At 70.0% G+C, this 24,427-nt stretch carries 23 protein-coding genes and 1 riboswitch; of the genes, 10 read left to right on the top strand and 13 right to left on the bottom strand.

Features of this window, described 5'->3' with window-relative positions; all coding sequences use genetic code 11:
• Nucleotides 1–93 precede the first annotated feature (93 nt).
• Nucleotides 94–300: a hypothetical protein gene (locus tag AB0M02_RS25100; protein ID WP_364230632.1), complete on the top strand. Its 207-nt coding sequence runs from the start codon at nucleotides 94–96 to the stop codon at nucleotides 298–300.
• A gap of 55 nt (nucleotides 301–355) precedes the next feature.
• On the opposite strand, the gene AB0M02_RS25105 is transcribed toward AB0M02_RS25100, so the two are convergent.
• Both AB0M02_RS25105 and AB0M02_RS25110 read right to left on the bottom strand, forming a co-directional pair.
• Complete coding sequence (locus AB0M02_RS25105; RefSeq protein WP_364230634.1) at nucleotides 356–1,084, bottom strand: hypothetical protein; 729 nt, start codon at nucleotides 1,082–1,084, stop codon at nucleotides 356–358.
• Nucleotides 1,081–1,602, bottom strand: coding sequence for a SigE family RNA polymerase sigma factor (locus AB0M02_RS25110; RefSeq protein WP_364230636.1), 522 nt, complete (start codon nucleotides 1,600–1,602; stop codon nucleotides 1,081–1,083). Before AB0M02_RS25110 ends, AB0M02_RS25105 begins: the two co-directional genes overlap by 4 nt.
• A 287-nt stretch (nucleotides 1,603–1,889) precedes the next feature.
• Here AB0M02_RS25110 and AB0M02_RS25115 point away from each other — a divergent pair, with 287 nt between their 5' ends.
• Nucleotides 1,890–2,465 carry a hypothetical protein gene (locus AB0M02_RS25115; protein WP_364230638.1) on the top strand — a complete coding sequence of 192 codons (576 nt, stop codon included), beginning with the start codon at nucleotides 1,890–1,892 and terminating at the stop codon, nucleotides 2,463–2,465.
• A 41-nt stretch (nucleotides 2,466–2,506) separates the two neighbouring features.
• Here the strand turns inward: AB0M02_RS25115 and AB0M02_RS25120 are convergent, their stop codons facing one another.
• Together AB0M02_RS25120 and AB0M02_RS25125 are read right to left on the bottom strand one after the other, a co-directional pair.
• Nucleotides 2,507–3,058, bottom strand: coding sequence for an HD domain-containing protein (locus AB0M02_RS25120; protein ID WP_364230639.1), 552 nt, complete (start codon nucleotides 3,056–3,058; stop codon nucleotides 2,507–2,509).
• 35 nt (nucleotides 3,059–3,093) lie between these two features.
• On the bottom strand, nucleotides 3,094–4,308 hold the full coding sequence (locus AB0M02_RS25125) for an MFS transporter (protein ID WP_364230641.1): 1,215 nt from the start codon (nucleotides 4,306–4,308) through the stop codon (nucleotides 3,094–3,096).
• Nucleotides 4,309–4,511: 203 nt separating this feature from the next.
• On the opposite strand from AB0M02_RS25125, the gene AB0M02_RS25130 reads away from it, so the two are divergent.
• Nucleotides 4,512–6,047, top strand: coding sequence for a glycoside hydrolase domain-containing protein (locus AB0M02_RS25130; RefSeq protein WP_364230643.1), 1,536 nt, complete (start codon nucleotides 4,512–4,514; stop codon nucleotides 6,045–6,047).
• Here the strand turns inward: AB0M02_RS25130 and AB0M02_RS25135 are convergent.
• The 4 genes from AB0M02_RS25135 to AB0M02_RS25150 form a co-directional block, all read right to left on the bottom strand.
• Nucleotides 6,020–8,227, bottom strand: a complete 2,208-nt coding sequence (locus AB0M02_RS25135) for a tetratricopeptide repeat protein (RefSeq protein WP_364230645.1) — start codon at nucleotides 8,225–8,227, stop codon at nucleotides 6,020–6,022. The genes AB0M02_RS25130 and AB0M02_RS25135 overlap by 28 nt on opposite strands.
• Nucleotides 8,228–8,288: 61 nt before the next feature.
• Nucleotides 8,289–9,371 carry an endo-1,4-beta-xylanase gene (locus AB0M02_RS25140; protein WP_364230647.1) on the bottom strand — a complete coding sequence of 361 codons (1,083 nt, stop codon included), beginning with the start codon at nucleotides 9,369–9,371 and terminating at the stop codon, nucleotides 8,289–8,291.
• Nucleotides 9,372–9,445: 74 nt separating this feature from the next.
• A complete protein-coding gene (locus tag AB0M02_RS25145; RefSeq protein ID WP_364230649.1) occupies nucleotides 9,446–11,071 on the bottom strand; it encodes an ATP-binding protein in 1,626 nt (541 codons plus the stop codon).
• Nucleotides 11,072–11,108: 37 nt separating this feature from the next.
• Nucleotides 11,109–12,749, bottom strand: a complete 1,641-nt coding sequence (locus AB0M02_RS25150; RefSeq protein WP_364230652.1) for an ATP-binding protein — start codon at nucleotides 12,747–12,749, stop codon at nucleotides 11,109–11,111.
• Nucleotides 12,750–12,956: 207 nt separating this feature from the next.
• Here AB0M02_RS25150 and AB0M02_RS25155 point away from each other — a divergent pair, with 207 nt between their 5' ends.
• A complete protein-coding gene (locus AB0M02_RS25155; protein WP_364230655.1) occupies nucleotides 12,957–13,913 on the top strand; it encodes a winged helix-turn-helix domain-containing protein in 957 nt (318 codons plus the stop codon).
• A gap of 78 nt (nucleotides 13,914–13,991) precedes the next feature.
• Entirely contained in the window at nucleotides 13,992–15,674 is a 1,683-nt protein-coding gene (locus AB0M02_RS25160; RefSeq protein ID WP_364230657.1) for an alpha/beta fold hydrolase, read from the top strand.
• A 52-nt stretch (nucleotides 15,675–15,726) separates the two neighbouring features.
• On the opposite strand, the gene AB0M02_RS25165 is transcribed toward AB0M02_RS25160, so the two are convergent.
• The 3 genes from AB0M02_RS25165 to AB0M02_RS25175 are packed head-to-tail and all read right to left on the bottom strand — an operon-like array spanning nucleotide 15,727 to nucleotide 17,379.
• Nucleotides 15,727–16,263 carry a hypothetical protein gene (locus AB0M02_RS25165; RefSeq protein ID WP_364230658.1) on the bottom strand — a complete coding sequence of 179 codons (537 nt, stop codon included), beginning with the start codon at nucleotides 16,261–16,263 and terminating at the stop codon, nucleotides 15,727–15,729.
• 4 nt (nucleotides 16,264–16,267) lie between these two features.
• A complete protein-coding gene (locus AB0M02_RS25170) occupies nucleotides 16,268–17,014 on the bottom strand; it encodes a hypothetical protein (RefSeq protein WP_364230659.1) in 747 nt (248 codons plus the stop codon).
• Nucleotides 17,011–17,379 (bottom strand): hypothetical protein, encoded by a 369-nt coding sequence (locus AB0M02_RS25175; RefSeq protein WP_364230660.1) that lies wholly within the window; start codon nucleotides 17,377–17,379, stop codon nucleotides 17,011–17,013. The genes AB0M02_RS25170 and AB0M02_RS25175 overlap by 4 nt, the downstream gene beginning before the upstream one ends.
• Before the next feature lie 361 nt (nucleotides 17,380–17,740).
• Between AB0M02_RS25175 and AB0M02_RS25180 the strand changes: the two genes are divergently transcribed.
• From AB0M02_RS25180 to AB0M02_RS25195, 4 genes are all read left to right on the top strand, one after another.
• Entirely contained in the window at nucleotides 17,741–18,550 is an 810-nt protein-coding gene (locus tag AB0M02_RS25180; RefSeq protein WP_364230663.1) for a ribosomal protein L7/L12, read from the top strand.
• A 148-nt stretch (nucleotides 18,551–18,698) separates the two neighbouring features.
• On the top strand, nucleotides 18,699–19,172 hold the full coding sequence (locus tag AB0M02_RS25185; RefSeq protein ID WP_364231077.1) for an NUDIX domain-containing protein: 474 nt from the start codon (nucleotides 18,699–18,701) through the stop codon (nucleotides 19,170–19,172).
• Between the two features lie 195 nt (nucleotides 19,173–19,367).
• The gene (locus tag AB0M02_RS25190) at nucleotides 19,368–20,378 is read left to right on the top strand and encodes an SDR family NAD(P)-dependent oxidoreductase (RefSeq protein ID WP_364230666.1); all 1,011 of its coding nucleotides are present in this window, start codon (nucleotides 19,368–19,370) and stop codon (nucleotides 20,376–20,378) included.
• An 89-nt stretch (nucleotides 20,379–20,467) separates the two neighbouring features.
• Nucleotides 20,468–21,007, top strand: coding sequence for a hypothetical protein (locus AB0M02_RS25195; RefSeq protein WP_364230667.1), 540 nt, complete (start codon nucleotides 20,468–20,470; stop codon nucleotides 21,005–21,007).
• Between the two features lie 135 nt (nucleotides 21,008–21,142).
• On the opposite strand, the gene AB0M02_RS25200 is transcribed toward AB0M02_RS25195, so the two are convergent.
• Both AB0M02_RS25200 and AB0M02_RS25205 read right to left on the bottom strand, forming a co-directional pair.
• The gene (locus tag AB0M02_RS25200) at nucleotides 21,143–22,201 is read right to left on the bottom strand and encodes a M20/M25/M40 family metallo-hydrolase (RefSeq protein WP_364230669.1); all 1,059 of its coding nucleotides are present in this window, start codon (nucleotides 22,199–22,201) and stop codon (nucleotides 21,143–21,145) included.
• 10 nt (nucleotides 22,202–22,211) lie between these two features.
• The gene (locus AB0M02_RS25205) at nucleotides 22,212–23,000 is read right to left on the bottom strand and encodes a DUF1684 domain-containing protein (protein WP_364230670.1); all 789 of its coding nucleotides are present in this window, start codon (nucleotides 22,998–23,000) and stop codon (nucleotides 22,212–22,214) included.
• Nucleotides 23,001–23,062: 62 nt separating this feature from the next.
• A riboswitch (SAM riboswitch) is annotated at nucleotides 23,063–23,176 on the top strand.
• A gap of 11 nt (nucleotides 23,177–23,187) precedes the next feature.
• Here AB0M02_RS25205 and AB0M02_RS25210 point away from each other — a divergent pair.
• Nucleotides 23,188–24,408: an aminotransferase class V-fold PLP-dependent enzyme gene (locus AB0M02_RS25210; protein WP_364230671.1), complete on the top strand. Its 1,221-nt coding sequence runs from the start codon at nucleotides 23,188–23,190 to the stop codon at nucleotides 24,406–24,408.
• The last annotated feature ends 19 nt before the right edge of the window (nucleotides 24,409–24,427 follow it).

The following is a 24,427-nucleotide window of genomic DNA, read 5'->3' on the forward strand; positions in this document are numbered from 1 at the left end:
GTGAAATCGGTGGGTTAGGCTTGGCTCGTCGCGGCATCCGCGTTGAAGATCTGCGGTAATTAGTCCGGTTTGAAAGAGCACGAGGAGAAACCGATGACCGAGGCCGCCGGCGCTGCCGATCCCGCCGCCGACACCGAGGCGGAGTCCGAGGAGCAGCCTCAGCCCTTCCAGAACCGGGCGGCTCGCCGGTCCAAGGGCAAGGGGACAGCCACTCACACCGGGGGTTCCGCGGGCCGCATTCAGGGCCGTTCCGGCACGGTGCAGAGCCCTCGCCAGTACGGCAACCGCCGAAGCGGCTGAGAGCCTCGACGCGCTCCCCGGCAGCCCGCGTTGACTGCCGGGGATGGCGAACTCGTCAGCGGCCGGCGGGCAGCTCGGCGCCGTCCTTGGCGTAGGCCGTGAGATCGGTCAGCTCAGCCGGAGGCCGGCCCTGGGCGAAATCGAACCAGAAGATCTGCGCCTTGTCCGACTTGCCGAACCCGGTCCATGCAGAACGACGCGCTTCGACGATCTCGCCGTTGGCGGCGTCGCGAGCGGTGATCCTGGCAGCGTCACCGACGTAGTAACCGAACGTGGGTGTGGTGCGGCCCTGTTGCACCCGTCCCGCTCGCACAGCGTGGAAGCCGGGCGCCATCCGGCCGGAGCCCGAATCGCTGCTCACGATCTCGGCGGTGAAATCGTCGATGGTGCCGCTCCTCGTGTGCCCGAGGACCAGGCTGAACGTTTTGTCCAGGTCATCCGGGTCGGTCGTCTCGACGTACAGAATCCATTGCCGGCCGTCGAGCCGCTGGCCGGTCTCGACGACTGCGCCGAGGACTCCGGGGGCCGACGAATTGCCGGTCGACGGCACCGGCATGGACGGGCCCGCCACCGGGGTTCCGGCATAGGAGCCGCCCGGACCCGCCAGCTGGCTGCCGCCGGCGAGCAGGGCGGCCACCGCCAGGGTGGAGGCGCTGACGACCGCGAACCTGCGACGGCGGCGCATCCGCGCGCCGCCGGCCATCACGATCGCGAGGTCCACCGGTACGGGCTCGAAGTCCGGCGGCGAGTGCATGGCGTCCTTGAGATCTTCCAGGTGCGTCACAGTGCTACCCCTGCTTCCGTTTCGGTTCGCATCGGCGGGACGACGCCGGCCGTGATGCGTAATTTCGCCAGAGCCCGGGAGTTGAGGCTCTTCACCGTGCCCGCTGACAGGTTGAGTTCGCGGGCCACCTCGGCCTCACTGGCGTCGAAGAAGTGCCGCAGCACGATCACCGCCCGTTCGCGCGGTGACAGAGCCTGCAGCGCGCCGATCAGCCAGCGCCGCTTCGCCACGACGTCCGCGACGTCCTGCGGCACCTGCTGCTCCGGCATGATCTCCGTCGCGTACTCCCGCATCGGGCGGCGCCACTGATCAGTGACCAGGTTCGTGAGCACCGTACGGGCGTACGCATAGGGATCCTGGTGCCTGACCCGGCCCCAAGCGGCGTACACCCGCACCAGGGCGGCCTGAGCAGCCTCTTCGGCCTGATGCCGATCGCCGGTCAGCAGGTACGCCGCACGTTGCAGACGAGGCGAACTCGCCTGGGCGAACGCGATGAACTCCTCGTCACCGCGCGCCATTCGAAGCCTCTCTCCGTTTCATGAGCACGAAGACGAGTGAACACCCGGTTTGGTTGCACCGCTCCCGGCCGTATGGCCTCACCCGAGTCATCTCAGGGGCAGACCGGGTCCTTCAGTCACGAGTCTGACAGCGGCCGGCGCAGGAACCCGTGCGAGTCTCAACTATGGCGACCCGAGCCTTGCGTAGCCGGCGAGCAGACAGGTTGCCGCGCCTCGGCCGAGCGGCACGTCGCGGCTCCGGACGCAACGAGATGCCCCACGGCTGGGAGGTGCGATATCCGGCGTTGATGACGCTGATCGCCTCGTTGCTCGGCGCCGTCGTCGGCGGCGCGGCGACCGCGTTGACGTCCTACCAGGCCACGTCGACGAGTCGGCACCTTCAAGAAGCGGATTTTGAACAGAGGCGCCTGGACGAGCAAAGGGTGAAGAGAACGGAGGCGTATCAGGCGTACCTCAAGTCCGCAGACGAAGAAATTGCGGAGATCCAGACCATTTTGTCGTGCATGGGGCCTTGCGCATTCCATCTCCAAACCGAACAACAGATCGCCGCACTTGCACCGGAATGTGGTAGACGTTCCTCCGCCAGGCTCATCAGCCTCGGAAGAAATCTGTCAAGGTCTACTGACGCCCTGTTCATCTATGGCAGTCCAGCGGCCCAGGTGTTCTCAAGAACCCTGAATGCGAATCTCGGCACCATCGAGGCGTGGGCAATCGGTCTCACGCCGGCCGACATCGCGTTGGAGCGATTCGGCGACATCGGAACCATGTTCGCACAGGTTGGAAAAGCGATAGAAAAGGCTCGTGACAACTTCCGAAAGACGATGTGCGAAGAACTCAATCCAGTTGAGAAGGCCGGTTGTTAGAGCGCGGTGATCCGAGAGCTCGTGGGCACCGGCGACACGCGTCAGCGCGCGAGCAGGGCCTCCACGCGGCCGGAGATGCCGCGCAGATGCGGGCGGCGCACGCCGTCGACCAGCGCGTTGGCGGAGCAGGGGCCGTGGCGCAGCAGCATCTCCGCGTACCGGGACTCCGGGTCGACCCGGTCTCCCCGGGGACCGGTTGTCTGGTCGGCGTAGGTGAGGGCGTCGGCCATCAGGCTTCGCTCGTCCGGGAAGAGGGCCAGTTCGGCGGCGAAGCCCTTGACCTCGGCCACGAACTTGGCGCCCGAGTGGTTCGCGACCAGGCCGGCGATGCGGGACGGCCAGCCTTCGTCCACGACGTGGACTGCGCCGTCCAGGGGATGGAAGCCGGTCAGGGCGATCGGCGCCGCGTAGCCGATGTCGTGCAGCCAGGCCGCGGAGACCAGGACGTCCGGGTCGAGGCCCAGGCGGCCGGCGAGGCGGGCGGCCTGTTCGGCGACGCCGATCGTGTGCTTCCACCGGTCGCCCATGTCGGCCAGCAGGGATTCGGCGATCGTCTGCGCGGCGTCGGCGCGGGTGGTCAGCAGGCCGGTCATGGGCGAAATCATGTGCCGACCGGGTGAACAGCGGGCTAACGAAGAGTGGCAGCAGCGCGAACTCGGTCGAGGGCGAAACCGGTGACGGCCAGCCAGAGGCCGGCGGCGGCCAGGATCACTCCGGTCCAGGACGGAGCGAGGTACCCGTACCCCATCGAAATGACCAGACCTCCGAGCGCCGCACCCAGGCTGTTGGCCACGTTCATCGCGGACTGGTTGACCGCGGCGCCCATGAGCTGGGCCTCGGGTGCCACCGTGATCAGCCGGGCCTGCAGCGCGGGGCCGAGGAAGATGCTGGTCGCGCCGACCAGGAAAGCTCCGGCGAACAGGCCGGGCACGGTGCTCGCGGTCATCGCGAACAGCACGCAGGAGACGATCATGCCGGCGAAGCCGAACACGGTGGCGCGGCGCAGGTCGCGGTCGGCGAAGGCGCCGCCGAGGGCGTTGCCGACGGTCATGCCGAGGCCGAAGACGGCGAGGACCCACGGTACGGCGCCGGAGGACAGGCCGGTCACCTCGGTTGTCACCGGCGCGATGTAGCTGTTGACGGCGAAGAAGCCGGCGAAACCGACCGCGGCGGTGGCGGCCACGAGCCACACCTGGGGGCGGCGCAGGGCGCGCAGCTCGGCCATGGGTGAGCCGCCCTCGGCGGCGGGCGCGTCCGGCACCGACACGGCGACCGCGAGGAGGGTGAGCACGAAGGCGCCGGCGATGACCAGGTAAGCGACGCGCCAGCCGGCGGTCTGCCCGAGGTGGGTGATCAGTGGGACGCCGGCGACGTTGGAGAGCGTCAGCCCGCCCAGCACCACGGCGTAGCCGCGCGCCTCGCGTCCCGGTCCCATCAGGGAGGCGGCGAGCAGGCCGGCCGCGCCGAAGTAGGCGCCGTGCGGCAGCGCCGCGACGAACCGGCCGGCCACGACGAGGCCGAAGGTGGGTGCCAGCGCGGAGGCGACGGTGCCGCCCGCGAAGAGCACCAGCAGCCAGAGGACCAGCCGCTTGCGCGGCATCCGGGCGGAGACCACGGCGATCAGGGGCGCGCCTGCGACAACACCGAGAGCGTACGCGGTGATCAGCCAACCGGCCTGAGCGACGGTGTCCTCGGGTGATCGGGCCCAGCCGAGTGGCAGCAGATCGCGGGCCATGTCCGGCAGCAGTCCCATCGCCACGAACTCGGTCAGGCCGATCGCCACACCGCCCAGGGCCAGGGAGAACAGGGCGACCCAGCGCTGCCGCGACGTCAGATGATCCACTTCTGGAAATCTACCGGCTGCCCGTTCGGCTGATCAGTATCGGCTGAACGGCCCTGGCCGCGCTCCCACACTTTTGCTTCCCTCGATGGGCTCCCAATGCCTTAAGAGGTCTGAATATGAATGCAACGCCCAAGACCGGGCGTCACCGGCTCCACCCCCGCCGGCTCTTCAGATATCGGAAACGGCTACTCGGAGCGCTCGTCGTGGCACTCTGCGTCGCCCCGCTCGCCCTGGTGAACGGGAACGCGACGGCCGCCACCGCTCTGCCGCCGCAGCCCGGCAACTTCAAGGGGTACGCCTTCGACGCCTGCACCGCGCCTTCCAGCGCGACCATGCAGGCGTGGCTCCAGTCGCCGTTCCGGGCCGTCGGCATCTACTTCGGTGGCATCGGCCGCGGCTGCACCCAGGCCAACCTGACGGCCGACTGGGTCAAGGAGCAGATCGGCCGCGGCTGGCGGCTCGTCCCGATCTACGTGGGACCGCAGGCGACCTGCACGACGACCACGAAGAAGCACCTGATCGACAATGCCAACGCGGCCGCGCAGGGCCGGGCAACCGCCGACGACGCGGTGACCCAGGCCAAGAAGCTGGGCCTGTCGCCGGAGAGCGTGCTGATCTACGACATGGAGGCGTACCGCACCGACGACGCCACCTGCCGCAACGGCGTGCTGAACTTCATGAGTGCGTGGAGCGCGCGGCTGCACGACCACGGTTACTTCTCCGGCTACTACAGCAGCGTCTCCTCCGGCATCGCTGACCAGGTGGCGGTCTACAACAAGGCCGGCTACGTGCGGCCGGACTACGTGGACTTCGCCCGCTGGGACGAGGTGGTCACGCTCGACGACAAGGTGATCCCGGCCGGGTACTGGGCGCCGCAGCGCCGGATGAAGCAGTACATGGGCGCGCACAAGGAGACCTGGGGCGGGGCGACGATCAACATCGACAGCAACTACGTCGATTTCGTACGGCTGCCGGGCGCCAAGCTCGCCGACTGGAACCGCAACGGGTGGTCGGACGTGCTGGCGCGTACCAAGAGCACCGGCAACGTCTTCTCGTACCCGGGCAACGGCACGACGATCTCGGAGGCCGGCCGCAGCAAGGTCACGGGCTATTTCGCGGGTATGAACGCGATCGTGCGGATGGACCTCAACCGGGACGGCTTCACCGACGTGATCGCCCGGACCACCGGCGGGAAGGTCTACTTCTACCCCGGCAAGAGCAACGGGACGCTGGGCGCGCGCAAGGTGCTCTACAACAACTTCAAGCACATGCGGGAGCTGACCGCGATCGGCGACTTCAACAAGGACGGCTACCCGGACCTGCTGGCGTCGCAGACGAACAACGGCAACGTCTATCTGTATCCCGGAAAGGCCGGTGCGAAGTTCGGCGCCCGCAAGGCGCTCGCCTACGGCAACTGGAACGGCCGCAGCGAGTTCACCGGCGCCGGCGACTACAACCGGGACGGGTTCCAGGACCTGGTCATCAAGATCAACAGCTCCGGGAACATGTACCTGTACCCCGGCAAGTCCGGCGGCTTCAAGTCCCCGATCAAGCTGATCAACGGCAAGGGCCTGCGGGACTGGACCGGGATCGGCGACTTCGACCGGGACGGGTACACGGATCTGGTCGCGGTACAGGCGTCGACCGGTTACCTGATGCTGTTCAAGGGCACGGGCAAGGCGCTGAAGGCGGGCGTCCGGGTCGCGTCGGGCTACGCCGGGCGTACACCTCTGTTCTGATCCTCGTTCTGAGGCCCGCCGTCGCTCAGCCGACGGCGGGCCTCGTCGAGAGTCCTGGCGGCATTGCGGTAGCGCCCCGCGTAGGTGTCCGGTGCGGCGGCGGCGAGTTCGCCGAAGTAGCGCACCCCCTCCTCGGCCGCCGCGACGACCTCCTCGGTGACCAGCCCGGTCATCATCGCCACGTGACCGGCGCTCCACAGAGCCACAGCGAGCTCCGGCAGGTGGGCGGTCCGGTCGATCTCGACCAGTTCTCGGTGCAGGCCGATCGCCCGCCGGCTGGCGGCGAGCGCCTCGTCCCGCAGACCGTTCCCGGCCAGGACCGCCGCGTGGGCGTTCATCGTGCCCGCCAGTTCGGACAGGTAACCGTCCCGCCCGCCCTCGACCACCTCCTCCCACAGGCCGACGGCCTCCTGGCTGAAGGTCAGCGCCTCGGCCCACCGCGGCTGCCCCGCCAGAAGCACGGCGTGCCTGCGCAACGCAGCGGCCAGATAGACGAGATGGGCTTCCCTGTCGTGTTCGGCCAACTCTCGGTACTGCCGCACCAGATCCTCACTGACCGGCAGAGCCTCGCTCGCCCGGGACTCCTCCACCAGCCGGTAGGTATGGACGGAGGACCAGAGGGCGCGGACGCCGGGCGGCGCGTCGCCGGGCAGGCCATCAATGATGCGGGTCGTCAGTGCCAGGCCGAGCGCCCCGAACTCGGCCGATGGATAAGGCACCCGCCCGTACATCTTTCGCGCCCACTCGTCGTCGATGTCAGCGCTGCCGAACAGCCGCACCGCGACCGGAGTGAAGACTCCTGGGAACTGCAGGCCCACCTCGACCACCGTCTCGACCATCCGGGGCAGGTCGGCGCGCATCGCGGTCTCGATCAGCGCGTCAGCGCCCGGCTCGTGCACCCGCGCCCGGCCGAGCAAGGTCAGCACCCGCACGGCCTGCCCGGCGCTCAGCCCGGTGAGTACCCGCGTCTGATCCTCTGCCGAGAGGGAGACCAGAACCCGCACCGCCAGCGCCTCGGCCAGCAGGTCGGGCTGCACCACTCCCAGCGCCGAGCCCGGTGCGGCCGGATACAGGCCGGACAGCCACCGCGCGAACTCGTCGAGCCGCGACGCGGGCGCGTCCCGCAACGACGGCGCCCGCCGCACGATCTGCGCGATCTCCGCAGTGGTGTCCGCACCGGTCAGCGTGGCGATCCCGACGACCTGCCGCAGTGTCTCACCGCCGGTCAGTCCCGCGGTCCTCGCGGTGTGTGACCAGTACCGTCGTTCGTGGCCCAGCACCTCGCCGAGCACGTCGTAGTCGCCCTGCCGGTGCGCCCCGTCGAGCACCGCGACCAGCGCGTCGGCGTGCAGTCGCAGCACGGGCGTCTCCGGTGGCCACTCGCGGGCCGCCTCGACGACCGGGACCGGCCGGCCGAGTCTCGCCGCGAAGGCGGCCGCCGCCTCGGCCACGACGGCGCGTGCGTCGTGAACGTCGTCGACCTTCGCCGGAACCTCGACCACCGCGTCCGGCGCGGAGGTCAGCGCGTCGACCAGGTGGGCCTGGCGAGGGTACGCGTCCGACAGCGACTCCCACCAGGATCCGGCCGCCCTGGCCAGCAGAAGCACCCGCACGTGGTCCGCCTGCTGTGCGGCGCACAGAAGCTCGGCGAGCGCGGCCCGGTCGCGCGCCTCGGCGTAGTCGAGGATCAGCAGTGAGCGGGGCACGATCAGTGCCGCTGTCTCGGCCTCCGACTGCAGGCTGATCCACTCGCAGCGCACGTCCTGTGGCAGGCGTGACACGAGCTCCTGGGCCAGCCGGGTCTTGCCGATCCCGCCGGCGCCCACGAGCATTCGCACGGGCCGGGCCCTCGGGTCGTTGAACCACGACTCCAGGCTGATCAGCAGCCAGCCCCGCCCGAAGAACGGGACGACCTGGCGGTCCGGCCGCAGCAGCCATGTCACCGACTCCGGGAGTTCGGCCACCCGTACCCTCGAAAGCCTGCCCGCCTGGGCCTGCCGCCGCTCCCAGGCCTGGGCCAACCGCTCGGTCGCGGTCGGCCCGAACGCACCCACCGCACCGGCGACCGCGGCCGCGACCACCGTCCAGCCCTGTTTGTCGTCCGCCAGGGCCGCCCACGCCGCCAAACCGGCGACCAGAGTGGGCACGCCGACCCACAGCCCGTAGCGGCGCACCTCCATGCTCCACACCGTAGCGCTGGGACGGTGGGAGTTCCGGGCGCGATCCGCGCCCGGAACCCACTCAGCGTGCGGCGCGGAGGGTGTCGCGCAGGGTGAAGTAGGCGGGCTTGCGGGTGAAGTCCTCCCACATGATCGTGGCCGCGCCCTCGGCCGGGAAGAACACCGGCACCCAGCTGTACTTGTCGGTGGCTCCCCAGACGGTGAACGAGTTGCAGTCGTCGACGGACAGGCACGCGTCCAGGACCGTCTTGTAGTACCGGGCCTGCGTCTGCAGCTGCTCGGCGGTGGGCACGCCACTCTCCGGCAGGTCCATCCGCACGTCGAGCTCGGTGATCGCCGTCTTGAGCCCGAGGTCGTCGAAGCGCTGCAGGACCGCGCCGAGCTGGTCCGGAGCGCCGTAACGCATGCTCAGGTGGGCCTGGGAGGCGAAGCCGTGCAGCGGCACCCGGGCGGCCAGCAGTTCCTTGGCGAGCGCCTCGTACGCGTCCACCTTGGCACCCGGCCAGTCCACGCCGTAGTCGTTGAGGAACAGCTGCGCCCTCGGGTCGGCCTGGTGCGCCCAGCGGAACGCGTCGGCGACGATGCCCGGCCCGAGCTCACGGATGAAGATGTTCTCCTGCCGGTACGCGCCGTTGCCGTCCAGGATCTCGTTCGCCACGTCCCACTGGTGGATCTTTCCGCGGTAGTGGCCGACCACGGTGAGGATGTGGCTCTTCAGGATCTGGCGCAGCTCGGCCTTGGTGAACGTGCCCTCGTTGAGCCAGGCCGGGTTCTGGCTGTGCCACAGCAGCGTGTGCCCGCGCACGACCTGGCCGTTGCGCTGGGCGAACTTCACGATGTCGTCGGCCGGGCCGAAGTTGTAGCGGTGGCGCTCGGGGTGGATGAACTCCCACTTCATCTGGTTCTCCGGCGACAGTGAGCTGAACTCGCGCGCCAGGACCTTCCGGTACGGCTTGTCGTTGGGGAACGGGTCGGGATAGGGCTGGTCGACGTGGTGACCACCGCCGGCGACCGCGGAGCCGATCCGCAAGTCTCGGGGTCCGGCGTTGCGGAGCGAGTAGTCGTGGCCACCATGGGCCTGGGCCGGTGGTGGCGCTATCGCGAGAAAACTGAGGGTGGCGAGGACGGCCACGGTTTTTCGCACGGTGAACTCCTTCGAGGGTTTCGTGCGTAACTTTCGAACTCCCATCGTAAGTTATGGGCACCGACTGACAACCGTCAATGGCAGCCGTCGGGCAAAGTGAAAACCACCGCGGTGCCGCCGCCCGGGTTGTCCTCGATGCGGATCGTCCCGCCGTGCCGGTCGACGATGCGCAGGCAGCTGGACAGGCCGATGCCGTGCCCGGCGGCCGGCGCGTCGTCGAGCCGGGTGAACATGTCGAAGACCCGCTGCCGCTGCTCGGCCGGGATGCCCACGCCGTTGTCGGCGACCGTCACGGCCCAGCACGTCCCCTCGGGCACCGCGGTCACGGTGATCCGGCACGGCCGGTCCGGGTGCCGGTACTTGACCGCGTTCGCGATCAGGTTCTGCAGCAGCTGCCGGGTCAGCACCGGGTCACAGGAGACCGCCGGCAGCGGTGCCGGCACCGCCACCTCGGCCTTCGCGTTCTCGATCGCCGCGTGCAGGTCGGCCAGGACCTGCTCGGCGATGTCGTTGAGGTCGGCCGGGACCAGGCGTACCGGGGCGCTGCCGGCCTGTGCGTACCCGAGCAGCGACCGGATCAGGTCCCGCATCCGGGTCACCGCGCGGTTCGCGGCGTCCACCCACCGGCGGGTCTCGTCGGTGGCCACGTCCTCGATCAGCTCCAGGTAGCCGCCGACCGCGCCGAGCGGCGCGACCAGGTCGTGGCTCACCGCGCCGGCGAAGTTCGCCAGGTCCGCGTTGGAGCGCCGCAGATCCTCGTTGGCGGCGGCCAGCTCACGCCGGGCCCGCTCGATGGCCCGCTGCTGGGCCCGGTCGACGGTGACGTCGGTCATCGCCACCACCGCGCCCATGCAGCGGCCGTCCGGGCCGATCAGCGCACGGCCGCTGCAGCTGACGTGCACCTGCTCGCCGCCGGGCCGCTTGATGATGATCTCGACGTCGCTGACCGAGCCCTCGTGCAGGGCGCGCAACAGCGGGATCCGGTCGGTGGCCAGCGGGGTCCGGCCGTCGGTCTCGAACAGGGAGTAGTGGCTCGAGAAGTCCCGCGGGTCGACCGTCGGGTCCGCGTTCAGGCCGTGCCAGTCCCGGGCGGCCCGGTTGAACAGGGTGAGCCGCCCGTCCTCGTCGGCCGCCACCACGCCGACGTCGATCGTCTCGAGAAGGGTGTCGGTCCACTGCTGGCGTGCCTCGGACACCGCGGCGATCTCCCGGTTGAGCCGGGCCTGCCGCCGCCGCTCGAACAGCGCCAGGATGATCTCGGCCAGGTCCTTGAGCCGGGCGATCTGGTCCTCGTCGAGGGTGCCCGGCAGGCTGTGGAAGACGCAGAGCGAGCCCAGCGCGTGCCCGTCCGGGGTGATCAGCGGCGCCGAGGCGTAGAACCGCACGTCGGCGAGCAACCCGGTGACCCACGGGTTGTCGCGGTAGACCGGGTCGAGGCTGGCGTCCGGCACCCAGGTGAACTCGCCGGTCTCGAAGCGGATCGCGCACATCGAGTCGGAGCGGGCCGAGTCGCCGCCCTCGAAACCCACGGTGGTGAGCTGGCACTGCCGGTTCTCGTCGATCAGGTTCAGCGTGGCGGTGGGCACGCCGGCGACGGCCGCGGCCACCCGGACCACAGCCTCCAGCTCGTCGCCGGCGGGCGAGTCGAGCAGGCGGTACTCGTGCAGGGCGGCAAGCCGCAGCCGTTCGTGCTCCCTCACCGACTCGACGAGATCCACCCCTGACCTATCGGCAGCGTCACCCGTCATCTGACCCGCCCGGGCGGGGCAGCGTGAAGACGACAGTCACGCCCCCGTCCGCGTTCTCCTCCATCCGGATCGCGCCGCCGTGCCGCTCGACGATGCGCACGCAGCTGGACAGGCCGATACCCGGCCCCTTCCCCAGGCGCGGGTCACGCTGGGTGAACATCTCGAACACCCGGTCCCGCTCGGCGGCGGGCACACCGACGCCGTTGTCCGCGATCCGCACGGTGTCGCCGTCGGCGGTCACGGTGATCAGGCACGGCCGGGTCGCGCACCGGAACTTCACCGAGTTCGCGATCAGACTCTGCAGCAGCTGGCGGACCAGCACCGGGTCACACCACAGCTCCGGCAGGGCGGAGGGCACGCTGACGCGCGCACCCGCGGTCTCGATCTCCGTGCGCAGGTCCAGCACGACGTGGTCGATCAAAGACTTCAGGGGTACGCGCATGCGCACCACCGGTGCACTGCCGGCGCGGGCGTAGCCGAGCAGCGCGTCGATCAGGTCCCGCATCCTGGTGACCGCGCGACCGGCCGCGTCGACCCACTGCACCGGGCCGTCGCCGTCCAGGTCCTCGACGATGAACTCCAGATAGCCGCTCACCGCCGCGAGCGGGGCGACCAGGTCGTGGCTGACCGCGCCGGCGAAGTTGGTGAGGTCGGTGTTCGAGCGCAGCAACTCGGTGTTCGCGGCGGCCAGTCGCTCCCTGGCCTCCTCGATGAGCCGCCGCCGGGTGTAGTCGCTGGTGACGTCGTGCAGGGCCACGACCGCGCCGAGAACGGCGCCGTCGGGGCTGTGCAGGGCGCGGGCGTTGGCGCGCAGGCGTACCGGCTCGCGGCCGGGTGGCCGGACCACCACCTCGCGGCCGATCACCGGCTCACCGCCGCGCAGGACCAGGTTGAGCGGGACGTCGTCCTCCGGGACGGGGGTAAGGCCGTCGCGCTCGTACAGCCGGTAGCGGGCGGACACGTTCTCGGCGGGCGCGGCCTGATCGATTCCCGGGTCGTGGCGTTCCCGGGCGGCCCGGTTGTACATGGTGAGGTGGCCGGAGGCGTCCACGGCGATCACGGCGACGTCGAGGGTCTCCAGGACCGTCTCGGTCCATTCCTTGCGGGCCCGGACCTCGGCGGCCAGTTCGGCGGTGAGCCGGGCATGGCGGCGGCGCTCGAAGAACGCGATCACGATCCGGGCCAGGTCCTCGAGGCGGCTCATCTGCTCGGCGCTCAGCTCCCGCGGCACCGAGTCGTAGACGCAGAGGGTGCCGAGCACGTACCCACCGGGCGTGATCAGCGGGGCGGAGGCGTAGAAGACGACGTGACCGAGCACGCCGGTGACCCACGGGTTGGCCCGGTAGTCCGGATCGAGGCGGGCGTCGGGCAGGTGGACGAACCGGCCCTCGTCGAGGCGGACCGCGCACATCGCGTCGGACCGGTCGCAGTCCCGGCCGGGGAAGCCGACCGTGGTGAGCTGGCACTGGCGGTTCGCGTCGATCAGGTTGAGCGAGGCCGTGCGCACCCCGGCGACGGCGGCCGCGATCCGGACCACCGCCTGCAGTTCCGCCTGCGGCGGGGTGTCGAGAACCTGGTACGCGTGCAGCACGGCAAGCCGCCGCTGCTCGTGCTCCACCGTGGTCCTCACCTGGTACCCATCGGCAACCGGGCCGCACCCCTTACTCCCCGCGGGGCCGGATCACCTGTCCGGCCGCCGCGATGATGCGGAAGGTGCCGGTGGGGCTGCCGCCCCCGTATCCGGCAGCCCCGGCCGCCCCCCGCCTGATCGACGCTAGGGCACCGGGGGCGGTGGCGGGAGCACATTCGGCGTGGGCCGAATAGCTACTGTGGATTCATGCTGCGCTATGCGCTGGAACCCGCGGATCTGCTGGCCGTGCGCTTCGAGTCGCGCCCCGGCCCGCTGGACGACGCGAGCGGGGCGAGCCGGGCCCTGCGGCAGCGCCCGTCGGTCCTGCTGGCGCAGTGGCGCCGGGAGGTGCTGCCGCGCCTGCCCCAGTCGGCGGCTGTCGCGCTGATGCTGACGCCACCGGCCGGTGTCACGTTCGGCTTCGGCGCGCCGCTCGGCCACCACCTCGAGGACGGCCTGGAGGCGGTGCTGGCCACCCCGCGTGAGCAGCTCCTCGACGAGTCCCGCCACTTCGTCGCCTCGCACGGCGCCCTTCCGGGCGCGCTCCGCCGGCTCCCGGACGGCGATCCGGAGACGTTGCGGCAGGTGACGACGGGACTGCGGGCGATGTACGAGGCAGCCATCGCACCGTACGAGTCCTGCCTCAACCTGATCCGCGACGCCGACGTGGCCCTGCGCGCCCTGCACGCCGCCCGCGAGGGCCTGCGGTCGGCGATCGGCCACCTGCACCGCACGGTCCGCCTCAACGGCATGGTCCTCGAGATCGACCGCCCGTTCGAGCAGACGGTCCGCTCGTCCGGCCTCGGCATCGTGCTCATCCCGTCCCCGTGGGTGTACGACGAGGTCCGCTTCGTGGCCGACCCGTCGTCCCCGCTGACCGTGGTGTACCCGACCCGGCTGCCGGTGCGGATCGACCCCGGCCCGGAGCGGTCGCTGGGCCGCCTCCTCGGCGGGACGAGGGCGCGGCTGCTGGCGGCACTGTCGGACGAGTCCGGGCCGGGTACCCAGGAGCTGGCCCGGGAGCTCGGGATCAGTTCGGCGACGGCGTCAGAGCACCTGGGCATCCTCCGCGCCGCGCGGCTGATCTCCACGCACCGGGGACGCAACGGCGCCGTGCACCGGCTGACCGCCACAGGCAAACAGCTCCTGGGACTGAACCTCTGACCACTCCAGGCGGAGGCTGAGAGAAACCTGGACGGCTTGGTTACCCCGAGTTGACGCGCTCATCGGTATCAATCTCGCATGACACGACGCACAGGAATTGCCGCCGGGATCGGGGCGCTCGTCATGGCGGCCGGGGCAGGGCTCATCGCTCTTCCTCTGCCCGCTGCGGCCGGAGCGAGCGCGGCGCCGGTAACGGTGACGTGGAGCGACTGCGTGGCCTACTCGGACGAGACCCTCGAAGCGATGGGCGTCTCTCCGGAAGAGCTACCCAGGATCCGGGCGTTGCTCGCCCGGACCGACTGCGGCACCGTGCGGGTGCCGCTCGATTACCATCGCCCCAACGGGACGAAGATCACGGTCGCGATCAGCCGGATCAGGGCCGCCGACCAGCAGCACAAGCGGGGCAGCGTGGCGGTCAACCCGGGTGGGCCGGGCGGCAGCGGTTATCTGATGCCGCACGACCTGGTGATGAGCAGCCCGCAGTTCGAGGCGCTCGCCGAGACCTACGACCTGATCGGGTTCGACCCGCGCGGTGTCGGCTACAGCACCCGGGCATCGTGCCCGCGTCCGGGTGACGACGTCCGGCCGCCCGAGATTCCGGCCGGGCCGCTCACCGAGCAGACCGCCAAGAAGATCTACGACTTCCAGGTTCTGCAGAATCAGACCTGCTGGCAGAGCGACCCGGCCTTCCTGGGGCAGCTCACGACCGCCAACGTCGCCCGCGACCTGGAGCAGGTGCGCAAGGCGCTCGGAGAGCGGAAACTCAGCTACTTCGGTGTCTCATGGGGCACGATCCTCGGCCAGGTCTACCGCAGCCTCTACCCGCAGTCGGTGGGCCGGATGTGGCTGGACAGCGTGGTCGGCCCGACCGCGAACCGGCTCGACTCGCGCTTCCACGACGTGACCGCCGCCGATGAGGGCAAGATTCCGCGCTGGGCGGCCTGGGCCGCGCAGCGGGACGCCGCGTACCATCTCGGCGACACCGTCAAAGAGGTGGTCGCCCTGGTCAAGCAGCTGAAGGCGAAGCTGGACGCGGCGCCGATCGTGTTCAGCGACCTCGACCAGCCGATCGACGGGAACCTGGCCGCCTTCCTGGCCGTCGCGCCCAGCCCGCTGTGGGCGGAGTCCACGCCCGGGCTGGCGGCACTGACGACGGCGAAGACCGGCGAACCCGTGCCGGACGCGCTCCGCCCGATCCTCATCGGCGGCGACGGGCCGCAGGAGCCCACCGAACCGCCCGCGGACCTTCCCGAGCGCTTCAACGACGTCGCCGGCCGGGCGATCCTGTGCAACGACGACACCAGCCCGCACGACTTCCCCACCTTCTGGAAAACGTACGGGAGCCGGCAGCGCGAGTTCCCGATCACCGCGAGCCTGGCACCCTTCACCCAGATGTGCGCCGGCTGGCCGATCCCCACGAGGGAACCGTTCCAGCTGCGCAAGTCGAACGGCTCACTGCAACTGTCCGGCCACCGGTGGGAGAGCCCGACGCCGTTCGCGTGGATCGCTCAGGCGCAGGCGAAGGTCGGCGGCACCGCGTTCACGGTCGAGGACGACATCCACGGCTCGGTCGCGCGGGTGCCGGAGTGCACCGAGCACCTCGAGGCGTACTTCCTGACCGGCCGCCCCGACTCCGGCGGCTGCACCGGCGTGACGCCGCCCACCGATCTCACGTCGACCACCACACTCACCACCGAACCGGCGCCGGCCGGCACCGCCTGGGCACCCTCCGGCACCCGCTGGACCTGGCCCAGGAACTGATCCGTCCCGCCGCGGTCGCCGCCCGTCTCCGGGCGGCCACCGCGGCCTGTGCTCAGCACCCGGACGTCAGCCGCTGCACCGCGTCCATCACTCTGTTCACCACCGTGTCCACCGGCTCGGACGCGTCGATGATCACGGCTCCGCAGCCTTCGAGGATCGCGGCCATCCGGGGATTCCAGTCCAGGGCCGCCGCCAGCTCCTCAGGATGCTGCCCGAAAGTATTCGTCGTACGGGTCGCGAGCCGGTGCCGGAGCGTGTCGTCGTCGATCACCAGGCCCACTGTCACATCGAGGAGATCGCGGATCTCCGCCTCGTTCTCCGCCGACCCGCACAGGAACGCGATCCCCGGACGCGACTCCTCGGCGAGAGCCTCCACGCGCTCCCGGTCGATGACCCACCCGTACCGATGCAGCCACCCTTCCGGAACCGGATCCGGGGGATTCGCCACGGCCTCGCCACCGACTCGGTCGATCCAGTGGCAGAAGCCGTCCTCGTCAGCGTCCACCGCGACGTGCCCGGAAGCCCGCAACATCGCGCACACCGTCGACTTGCCGGTCCCGGAGTTGCCCGTCAGCCACACCAGCGTCACGTGGTCAGCCCCGGTCCTTCCAGGCGAGCAGATTGACGACCAACCGCGTCGAATCCCTTTCCACAACATCGATGTACGCGACACTCCGGTCCGACAGGAGGCAGGCGGCCGTCGTGATCGGGACGGTGGCCTGCGCGTGGGTCGTGGAGCGGAACGGGCCGCGGCAGGTCTCGTAGGACGTGTATTTCGACGAGCCGCCGTCGCCCGCCTTCCGTGTGGAGATGCCGTCGCCGACGGTGAGCCCCTCGTCGGTGAACATCACGTCGGTGAAGGTGCCTCCACTACCCGCTTCGCAGGCTGCCAGGTCGACGCCCATGCCGGCGCTGAGGGCGAACCGGATGTCAGCGCACTCCCGCACCACGGGCCTCGGAGTGGGCGAGGGCGACGAGACGGACTTCTCCGCCGTGGAAGCCGTGGAACCCTTGGAAGCCTTGGCGGCCTTGGCTCTCGGTGCCGGGGCGACGGCCGGGGGAGTAGCGGCCGGGACGCCGGCGTGTGTGCTCGCGGCCGCGCCCGGCACCGGATTCAGGGGCGCGACGGATTCCGCGGTGGAGGCGGCCTGCGGCTGCCGCCAGACCTGCCAGGTCAGGACCAGAAGGGCCGCTCCGGCGGCGTACGCAAGAAATCGCCACGCCCCCTCGCGCTTGTTGTTCTCGACATTGACCTCGATGGCGCTGCTGTTGGCGACGCCGCCTGTGGCGGCCTCGGCGTTGCCGGAGTGAGAGACAGACGGCCCGGATGCGTTCGTCACCGTTGCGCCTCGAATCGGACGCTGCTGCTGGCGATCGAGCCACGCCCCTCAGCCCTGGCGTTGCCGGACCGCGCAATGTGCACCCCCGCGCTGTCCCCGGCGATCCGGATGCTGCTGCCGGCCTCGCCGCCCCGGGTCGCAGTGGCGTCACCAGAGCCTTCCACCCGCCTCTCCGCCGCACCTGCGGGCCGCGCAAACAGATAGGGCGCCCCCAGTGCCGCCAGCGCGAGAACGGCCGCGATGCTGCTCGCCCGCTTGTCCGCCTCCTCGATCCCGACCGCGGCGAGATAGGCCGCCAACCCGGCGACGATCAGACCGAAGGCGCCACGCCCGGCCCAGATCCGCCGCCCGTTCCTGCTTGACATCGCTGTTGCACCCTTCGCGACGAGAATTGACGGTCGCGGGCGTCGCTGCTGACTCAGAGTGTTCAACCAGCGCCCGCCGCTCCGGTTTTTGATTACGGAGCGTTGCGGGGGTAAGCATGGGGGCACCAGCTCATGATCGGAACACCCACGTGAGTGTCTTTCGAGGACAAGAATCCGACAGCGCTCCGGTTGAACCCTGTGGGTTCGTCGACTCGACATTCGTCCGGATCGGTCGGCGCGGGATGGTCTTTGCGTGCGGGGCGCTGCCAGGCACGGTTTTATGTTCTTAGGCCACAGTCGAAGGACAGGGGGAGCCTTGAACCGACGGTTCATATGGATATATGGCATCATTTCCGTCCTGGTGTCTGCGGCCATCGGAGTGGTCACGAATGAGATCACCGAAGAATTCACCTGGTCACTCGCCGGCGCCTTCGTCGTCCTCCTGCTCGGTGCCATCGCGGCAAGCGTGTGGAACGGCATCGCCTCGCAAGGCGCGAACCGACCCGAATCTCCGCAGCCGGCACGGCCTGGGCCGCAGCGCGGGAGCCCCACAGATGCCCGGGACTTTCCGGCGGCCGTTGATGAACATGACATCGAGCTGATCAGCGAGGCGCCGCCTCCGGTGCCCAGGTTGAGTAACCCTGCGCCCCGAGCCGGCCTCTTCGACGTCGTTCTGACGTCAATCGCACAAAACGATAGAAAGACGGCCGTCGGTGTGGTTCGGGATGTTACGGGCCTGGGCGGCATGGAGGCTTTCCAGATCACCAAGCGGCTACCGACCACATTGGCTCGCGGGCTGGACGGCGACACCGCTGACAAAATGGTGGACCTACTACATGGCCTCAGTCTCGAGGCGCACGAACTGCCGTCATCTCTCGACGCTGACGAAAGGCACCTCGCGGATGACGGACGGCTGTACGACGTAGTGCTGCATCAAGCCGACCGGAAGAAAATCACCAGCCTGCAGTTGGTGGCGAAGGCGGGCAGGCTGGACGCGGCCGCAGCCACGGACGTCCTGAACAATCTGCCGCAGATAATTCAACTGAACGTGGATCGTTCGACTGCCGAAAGAACGATCATGGAATTTCTTTCGGTCGGCGCCGAAGTTCAACTTGTGCTTGCCCGGACATGGGCAGAAGCGAGAATTATCCGACCCGCGCAGCCCCGGTGAATCGGCTACATGATGCCCGCTCACTCCGGCGAAACTGTGCCCGTCGTCCGGGCGTGGATACGACGCCGGAGCCGCTGCCCGTGCGGCGGCCTTTGAGCGTGTCTTCACCGAGGCAGGACACCGACGTCGTTACTGTGCCCTGGTGGGTATGTCCTCGCACCTGGCCGGCCTCCGGGCCCGAATCGGCCACGAACTGATCCTGCTGCCGTCCGTGTCGGTCATCGTCACCGACGACGACGCGCGCCTCATGCTCGTGCGTCACGCCGGCTCCGAGGACGGGTGGGCGATCCCCGGCGGCGCGGTGGAGATCGGCGAGTCCCCGGCCGACGCGGCCGTGCGGGAGATCCGGGAGGAGACCGGAGGCCAGATCGATCAGCTGCGCCTGCTGGACGTTCTCGGCGGCGCCGACTTCGAGGTGACCTACCCCAACGGTGACCAGGTCGCCTACGTCACCGCCGTCTATCAGGCGAGACTCGCCGGCGGGACGCCGGCTCCCGATCAGGAGGAGATCAGCGAACTGGGCTGGTTCGCTCCGTCGGCGCTCCCCGATCTCAACCGATTCACCCGGGCCACCCTGAACAGGATCAGAGCAGTGCGTATTCAACCATCGACGCCGCGGTAGCAGCCGCCTGCCAGGCGAGCAACGTGGCCACGGCGGCGGCTACGACGATGACGAGCCTCTTGACGGTACGCATGTCCGGCCTCCCTCGACATCAGCGGCATCACCAGCCGCCCGTCCACCCATCCTGGCCGCTCGTCGAGCCCGCCACAATGGACGGTTCGGAAACTGTCATACCCCTCTGGCACTCTCCGAGCCATGACCGAGCGACGTGTGGCAGTGGTGACCGGTGCGAGCCGAGGCGTCGGCAAGGGCATCGCGCTGGCACTCGGTGCCGCCGGCCACGTCGTCTATGTGACCGGCCGCTCCACCGGCGATCACGTCACCTTCCCGGCCGTCGGTGGCACCGTCGAGCAGACCGCTCAGGCGGTGACCGCGGCCGGCGGCGTCGGCGTGGCGGTGCCCTGCGACCACACCGACGACGACCAGACCGCGGCGCTAATCGAACGGGTGCGGACCGAGCAGGGCGGCCTGGACCTGCTGGTCAACAACGTCTGGGGCGGCTATGCCGCCTACCATGAAGATCGCCACGCGGACATGGAGGGCTCGTTCTGGGAGCAGCCGTTGCGCGTGTGGGACGACATGTTCACTTCGGGGGTACGCGCTCACTACGCAACCACCGCCCTAGCCGTCCCGATCCTCCGCCCCGGCGCCCTGGTCGTGACCGTCTCGTTCTTCCCCGGCAGCTACCTCAACGGCGCCGACCAGGTCGCCTACAGCGTCGCCAAGGCAGCCGACGACCGCATGGTCGCGGTGACCGCCGCCCAGCTGGCCCAACGCGACATCACCGCCGTGGCGCTCTATCCCGGCCTCGTCCGCACCGAGGGCGTCATGCGAGCGGCTGACTTCTTCGACCTGTCCAACTCGGAGTCCCCACAGTTCGCCGGCCGAGCCGTCGCCGCCCTCGCCGCCGACCCCCACGTGCGCCGCCACACCGGCCGCTGCCTGGTCGCCGCCGAGCTGGCCTCCGAATACGACTTCACCGACATCGACGGCTCCCGCCCCTCCTCGATCCGCCCCGAGTTCGCCGCGGCGAGCACGCCCGACGGGCTGGCGGCGAGCCCGCCCGATGTTGCGGCGCCCGGTGTTGCGGCGGCGAGCGCGCCCGATGTTGCGGCGGTGAGCGCGCCCGGTGTTGCGGCACCCGGTGTTGCGGCGCCCGTGCGCGCGGGGGCCGATGGGATGCCGGGCGCTGGAGGCGGGCGATGAAGTGTCACGGGACGGCGGACAGAGGAGCGTGCGCCTGGATGCCATGATCGATAGACTCGACCCCGCCTGACCCCGGACAGGACGACGACATGGCCGCATGGAACCGCCTCGGAAAGGCCGGGATCGCCGTGGCCATGGTCCTGGTGCTTGTCGTGATCGGACTGGTGGGCTTCTCGGTCACCCGCGACCGGGCGGATTCGCTGCCGCCCCTCCCGGCCGTGCCGTCCGCGACGCCCCGGGACCTGAGCACCCCGATCTCGGTGCAGGTGATCAAGCGAATCGGCGAATCTGCGTGCAAACCCGGTGACGGCGGCGTGCCCGGCCCCGGCAACGGCGGCGACTGGTGCTACTTCCTCGACGAGGGCTTCGTGGTGACCCGGGCCAACCTCGTCGACCTCTACGAGGACATGGACGGCGAACTCGCCGTGACAGTCCGGCTCCAGCCCGCGGACCGCGAACCCTTCGCCGCGTGGTCCGCCCAGGCCGTCGGCAACCAGATCGCCATCCGAGTCGCGGACCGCGTCCTGGAGGCGCCGCACGTGGAGACCCCTCTCAGCGGCGACTCCGTCGACTTCTCCACCCTCAGCGAAGCCGAGACCCGGGATCTGTACCGCCAGTTGTGGGAGTAACGGCGCCAAGCGAGACCAGCTGTGCGAGAGCGGCGCCGAGCGAGACCCGCTGTGGCAGAGCGGCGCCGAGCGAGACCAGCTGTGGGAGAGCGGCGCCAGGCGAGACCCGGGGCCGGCCAACGGCGAGGGCGCTGCTCACCCCGCGGTGAGCGACCTGAGGAACCCGGTCAGCGCGTCGTGATAGGGCCGCAAGGTTCGCAGGTCGACGTACTCCTTGGGTCCGTGCTGCCCGTCCCCGCCCGGCCCGAAGATCACCGCGTTGACGCCACGCGCGGAGTAGAACCGGCCGTCCGCCGAGCCGTGCTTGCGCAGCAGTGACCCGTCGAAGCCCACCGACTCGGCGGCCTCCTGCAGAAGTCGCACCTCCCGGCACGACGGGTCGGCGTGGTGCGGCGCCCCCATCGCGTCGAGGTGGACCGACACGCCCGGCCCCGCGATCTCACCGAGCCGATCGAACAGGTCGGCGTCGGAGGGGACGAACCGGATGTCGAGCCAGGCGGTCGCCGACGACGGCACCACGTTGAAGGCGGTGTTCCCCGTCTCGATCTTCGCCACGTTGACCGTTGTCGACCACACCTCCTCGGACGGCACCGGGAACCGCTCCATCAGACGCCGGACCGCTTCCAGGATCGTGAGCAGCGCGTTCGAGCCCAGCCACGGATATGCCGCATGCGCCGTGCGCCCCGTCGCGGTCAGCCGGACCTGCATGATCCCCTTGGACTCCGCCACGACCCGCAGGTTGCTCTGCTCGCCGATGACGACGAAGTCCGCGGTGACGCCCTGAGCGACCTGGTGCCCGGTCCCGTCGAAGCCGCCCACCTCCTCGTCGGTGACCAGCTGCAGCGCGAGAGGGTAGGGCAGCTTCGGCGCGAGGGAGCGGAACACCGCGGCCATGACCAGGGCGGCGCATTTCATGTCGTGGGCACCCCGGCCGTAGAGCAGGTCACCCTCGCGCCGGGCGGCGAACTGCGACGCCTCACCCGGCACCACGTCCAGGTGCGCGTTGAGGACGACCCGCGGCGACGGAGGGCCGATCAGCACGCTGGGCTTGCCGCCCGACGAGAACCGGCGCACCGGGAACCCCGGCCCCACCAGCCCGACCACGAGATCCAGGGCCCGCTGCAGATCGTCCGGGCGATCCGCGGTGGAACGAATCCCGATCAGCTCCACCGCCGCATCGACAAGTTCCTCCATCGGACCGAAGCTACAGCGGTTTCTTCTCTCCCGCCTCGACCGCGACCGGCAGCCGATTCCCGGCCGGCGGCAGCGGGCACGTCGCGAACTCCGTGTACGCGCACGGCAGGTTCGTGGCCCGGTTGAAGTCCAGCACCACGGCTCCGTCCGGAGCCGGGGGTGCGATGAACAGGCTGCGGTTCGCCGCGTACGTCGTCAGCCCCGACGTCTCGTCCGTGAACAGCACGAACAGCGACCCCGGCGCCCCGCCGTTGAACGCGATCAGCGAGTGCTCCTGCCCGCCGACCTCGAAGACCACCCGCCCCGGCGACTCGTAGACGTGCTCGATCCCCTCCGCCACCGACCCCACCGGCGTAGGCACCGGAACATCAAAAGCTACGAAATATCCGGAAACAACCCACTTTTCGGTGGCGGCATATGCGGGCGTCCCAGGGTAGGCCGCAAGCACCGGACTGGACGGATCCCGCGGCCGAACAACGTCATACCCGCCCCGCCGCGCGATCTCGATCTTCGTGCGAGAGCCGGCGTCCACGGTGATGTCACCACGCTCAGGAATCGGCGGGAACTGATGGGTGCCGGTGACCACCACCCCGTCGGCAACGAGCTGCTCACCGGAACCGAGCGCAACCGTCACCCGGTCGTCGACACTGCTCCACAACCCGGGCGCCCCGTCGAAACGCCGCGGCGAGGCATCCAGCCAATGCAGTCCGGTGATCGAGAGGAACCCGTGCGGGGAAGCGCGCCGCTGCTCGTGGCCGGCGTGCCACTCCTCCCACTCTTCCTGGAACCGAGAAGTCATGATCTCGACGATAAACCCTACTTGTTGCATGGGAAATACGGCTCTGCTACTGTCCTGGCTCAGGTCATGAGTGCCAGCACACAGCCCCGGCTTGCTGGCCGGCAACCCTTCCGTCTCGCGATGGGGTGCCCCGGGTGAGGACCGGGCCGTGTCGACCGACGCGGCAAGCGCGAGCACCGGAGACGCCATGAATCTCGACATCGTCGGCGACGATCTGAAGGTCACCCTCTCGCACGGTGAGGTCGTCCGTTTCGCCCACCTCGACTACGCGGCGTCGGCGCCGTGCGTGCGTGCCGCGGCGGACGCGGTCCAAGACTTGCTGCCGCGCTACGGCTCCGTTCATCGGGGCACAGGGGTACGAGCAAACGCCTCCACCCTCGCCTACGAGCTCGCTCGCGACGTGGTGGCCGAGTTCGTGGGTGCCGGTGAGGAACACGAGATCGTCTTCACCCGCAACACCACCGACGCGCTCAACCTGCTCGCCCGCTCCCTGCCGCCGGGCACCACCACGATCCTGTTCGACGGCGAGCACCACGCCAACCTGCTGCCCTGGCCGAACCAGCTGCGTCTGCCGACCCCGTCGTCGCCGCAGGAGGCGATCGCGGCACTCCACCAGGCGCTGAAAACGACGCGGCAGGCGGTCGTCACGATCACCGGCGCGAGCAACGTCACCGGCGAGGTCTGGCCGATCCGCGAGCTGGCCGACGTCGCGCACGCTTACGGCGTACGCATGATTGTCGATGCCGCTCAGCTGGCGCCGCACCACCCGGTCTCCCTCACCGAGCTGGGCGCCGACTACCTGGCCTTTTCCGGTCACAAGCTGTACGCCCCGTTCGGTGCCGGTGTCCTCGCCGGTCGCGCCGACTGGCTGGACGCCGCACCGCCCCACCTGGCCGGAGGCGGCGCCAGTGCCGTCGTCGGTGACCGCCCCGGCGAGATCACCTGGGCCACCGGACCGGCCCGTCACGAGGGCGGCACCCCCAACCTGCTCGGCGCCGTCGCCCTCGCCGCCGTCTGCGAGGCGCTCGCCACCGCCGACCGCGACGCCCTGCTCGCACACGAGGAGACCCTGCTCGCCCGGCTCCGCGACGGCCTGGCCACGGTTCCGGGCGCGACCGAGGTGAGCGTTTTCGGACCCGGCCACCCGCGCGTCGGCATCGTCTCGATCGCTCTGGACGGGCGCGACCCGGCGGAGATCGCCGGCGTCCTCGGCCGTGATCACGGCGTGGGAGTGCGGGCCGGCCAGTTCTGCGCCCACCCCCTGGTTCGCCGGCTGACCGATTCCGCCCAGACCGGGACGTGCGGTGCGGGAACGCCCGGCCTGCTGCGCGCCAGCTTCGGCCTCGGCAGCACCGCGGACGACGTGGACCGGCTGCTCGCCGGGCTGCGCGCGGCACTTCGCACCTGAGCCGCTACCCGGGAGATCC

It is taken from the genome of Actinoplanes sp. NPDC051861, assembly GCF_040681145.1.
In the GTDB taxonomy this organism is placed as follows: Bacteria; Actinomycetota; Actinomycetes; order Mycobacteriales; family Micromonosporaceae; genus Actinoplanes.